Source organism: Rhodococcus sp. P4_B6 (assembly GCF_056402215.1).
This window is the reverse complement of the sequence record NZ_JBFUHV010000371.1, coordinates 1-3,060: the sequence shown is the minus strand read 5'-3', so window position 1 is coordinate 3,060 and position 3,060 is coordinate 1. Positions and strand designations below refer to the sequence as shown.

Annotated in this window: 3 protein-coding genes; all 3 read left to right on the top strand. The window is 61.6% G+C overall.

From position 1 onward, the window contains the following. Window positions 1-250, top strand: a 250-nt coding sequence (locus tag AC1DWT_RS50520) for a winged helix-turn-helix transcriptional regulator (protein WP_477926195.1), incomplete at its 5' end; no start/stop codon positions are given. Window positions 251-1,712: 1,462 nt separating this feature from the next. Beyond that, window positions 1,713-2,711 carry an NAD(P)H-binding protein gene (locus AC1DWT_RS50515; RefSeq protein ID WP_477926194.1) on the top strand — a complete coding sequence of 333 codons (999 nt, stop codon included), beginning with the start codon at window positions 1,713-1,715 and terminating at the stop codon, window positions 2,709-2,711. A gap of 64 nt (window positions 2,712-2,775) precedes the next feature. Then, window positions 2,776-3,060, top strand: a 285-nt coding sequence (locus AC1DWT_RS50510) for a hypothetical protein (RefSeq protein WP_477926193.1), incomplete at its 3' end; no start/stop codon positions are given.

Sequence of the window (3,060 nt, the reverse complement as noted above, 5' to 3'; positions counted from 1 at the left end):
GTCACACCCGTTGTCGCAGAAAATACTTACTCACAATCTTCGGATGCTCGAACGCGATGGACTACTAAGCCGGACCGTGGTCGCCGACGCGCGGAAGCACGTGGTGTATGACCTCACGCCACTAGGTCGGAGTCTGTCCGACCTAGTGATGAACCTGATCGAGTGGGGATATGCGCGATCAGACCAAATCAATTGCGCACGTGCAGAATACGATGCAGCTAACCACGATGGCGGCGCAGGCGAAGTGTGAGCGTCATCCACCCCGGCCTCCACGGGTTATCCGCTTCTGGTTCTTGGCGAGTAGACCATCGAGGCGCCGGGTATCGGCAATCATGTCGCGACGCATCAACACCGCATAGCGGGCGTAGAAACCCTGCACGACCCTTCGAGAGTTCCTGCGACGCACGCCACAACGACCAGGGCTCCAACTAGGGGATCCCTTCAGTTACAGTCCGTGCGTGAGGCGTTATCGCTGGCTGTGGAATGCGTGTGTGGTCGCGAGCGCCGTTGCAGTCCCTATGGGTGTTTTGTTGGGAGACGCTTACGACAACGCTGTCCTCGGTGCGACGGTCACCGTCCTGCTAGGTGATGCGGTGATCTTTGGAGTGGTTGCTATTCGGGGTGGCGTGCACACCTCCGTCGATGAGGAATCACCCCGGTGGTGTTCGTGCGGATCCGAATCGTAAGGACCATTCCTGAAGTAGGCGTGTGACGCAGCAGGAAGTCAAAGGTTTAACCTAATGGTCGCGGTGGCGGCTCGCCGCGGATAGGCTGGCCGCGCACCGATTCCGGGCTCACGTGGTTGGTGCGGAGGCCCCGCCGTTCGTCTGCCGACTCGGCGCGGCTTCGCCTGCCGCAGCCTTGGGCGACTGGCGGCAGTGGGACCTCACCGGCGGCGCGTCAGGGTTCAGCAGTTGGGGTCTCTTGTTGTCAGCCATCGATTGGTTCGGAGATCGGCACCGGCCTGAGGCAGCCCCGGATAGCGAATTCATAAAGGTCGGTCTCCCTGAGTAGACCTTCGAGGCTGGCGTAGATGTCTTGCCGCACGTCACACAGTCCGAATCGATTGGATCCACTCGCCTCCCATGACCCAATCCCGAGCTGAACACGGCGCGGTGCCCCCACCTGCGAGGTCGAATCGCGGTGGCGATTACCTCGAGATCCGTATCAGGATTTGAATGGCATGGAGCCGCAGAATCCCATGCTTGCGGGCCTAGCACGGCACGTTGCCTCGCACCCGTAGATTGCGCGGAAAGKCTCCGCTGCGTCGTGAGTTCGGAGAGTTCGAGGAGGCTGATCGGTCAAGGAGACGGTCATCTCTCTGAGCGCACATGCCTCGCACGGAGCGGATAGCTGTTCGGCGTGTCTGCCCCACATACGCTATGCAAATGTCCTCCTATGCGAGGCGAGGTGCAGATACCAACGCGACGACGGTGTCGGGCACTCGGCGGAGACCCACTTCGGAACCGCCAGGCGCCGTCGAAGAGGCTGACGATGGCGCGGTGCCACAGAAGGGGAAATGCCGTCTCACCTCGACCGGATACGACCCACCTTGCGTAGCGTCCCTGGATCAGTGCCTGAGGCGGCCCTGGACGCCCGCGGTTCGGCGGGCTCGATCATGCATCTCACACATGGTTCGCTAGAACTTCGTGCTATTGCCCACGTCACTCCCAGCAACGAAGCTTGCAACGTGCGTCGCTCGACTCCGGCTCATGCTGACCCCGTCAAGCCGCACCGCATGGACAAAGATTCGTGATCTACAACCGGAGGAAGATGTGACCCAAATTGTCATCAGTGGAGCCTCGGGCGATTTGGCTCGCCGGGTGACGCAAGGTCTCCTCGAAAGAGCTCCTCTGTGCAACCTGACACTTGTGACTCGATCGCCCGAGGCAATCGAAGCAGGCGGCCCGAACGTCAGCGTGCGGAAGGGCGATTACGAGAAGCCCGAGCTATTGGACGAGGCGTACCACGGCGGAGACATCCTGTTTCTCATCAGTGGGCTCAATCTCGGGCGGCGGACAACCGAACACCGTAATGCGATCCGCGCCGCAGAGAAGGCGGGGATACGCCACATCGTCTACACATCGGTCGGCGGAGTACAACCCGGCAACCCGGCGCTCTCAGCCATCGACCATTACCAGACCGAGCTCGATCTCCGAGCGAGCGGACTGTCGTACACGATCCTGCGCAATGCGCTCTACGCGGAGATCGTCAGTGCGATCTGGCTGGCACCTGCCGCACGCGACGGCGTACTCGAAATGGCCACCGGCCACGGTTCCTTAGCGCCCGTCTCCAAGGTGGACGTCGCGCGCTGTGCGACCGCAATCCTCGCCGACCCCGCCGACCACGATGGCGCCGTCTACGAGATCACCGGTCCTGAACTGTTGAGCATGGACGACATTGTCCGACTTGGTTCAGAGGTCTTCGGCACAGAGATCGCCTACAAGCCGGTATCGGAGGAGGAACGGCTGCAGTTCTTCGACTCGGTCGGTCTCCCGCGGACGTACGACCCGAACATGCCCCCCAGCGCCGAAGGCCACATGTGGGCCAGCGACGAGCTGGTGTCGGCCGATCTGGCGGTGGCCCAGGGCTACCAAGCACTGCTGTCCGGACATGTCGAGCAGATCACGGGGCAGGCGCCCGCGCCGTTGCGATCCGTCCTCGAAAAGGTAAAGGACACCCCGTACGACCGAATCGGTTCGGCGTCCTGACCGCTCGCACCCCGAGCGGAACCACATATCACGTCAGTGCGTTCAGAAAGAGAGCAATAGCGCCATGAGTGTCGACCATGCGGTCCAGCAAGGCCCCGGAGCAGCGTCCGTCGGTGACGTTCCTTCCTACCCCGACGTGCCGACCTACCTGAACATCCTAGGTAGCCTCCATATCTGGGAAGGCGACGGGTGGAAGAAAGAATCGATGTCGTGGAAGACCGGCGCGTACATCGCGTCGAATCTCAGCGGCATCCCCGAGTTCACCTTCAGTGGACCCAACGCGCGGGCCTTGCTCTCACGGCTCAGTATTAACAACGTCGACAAATGGCCCATCGGCAAGTCCAAGCAC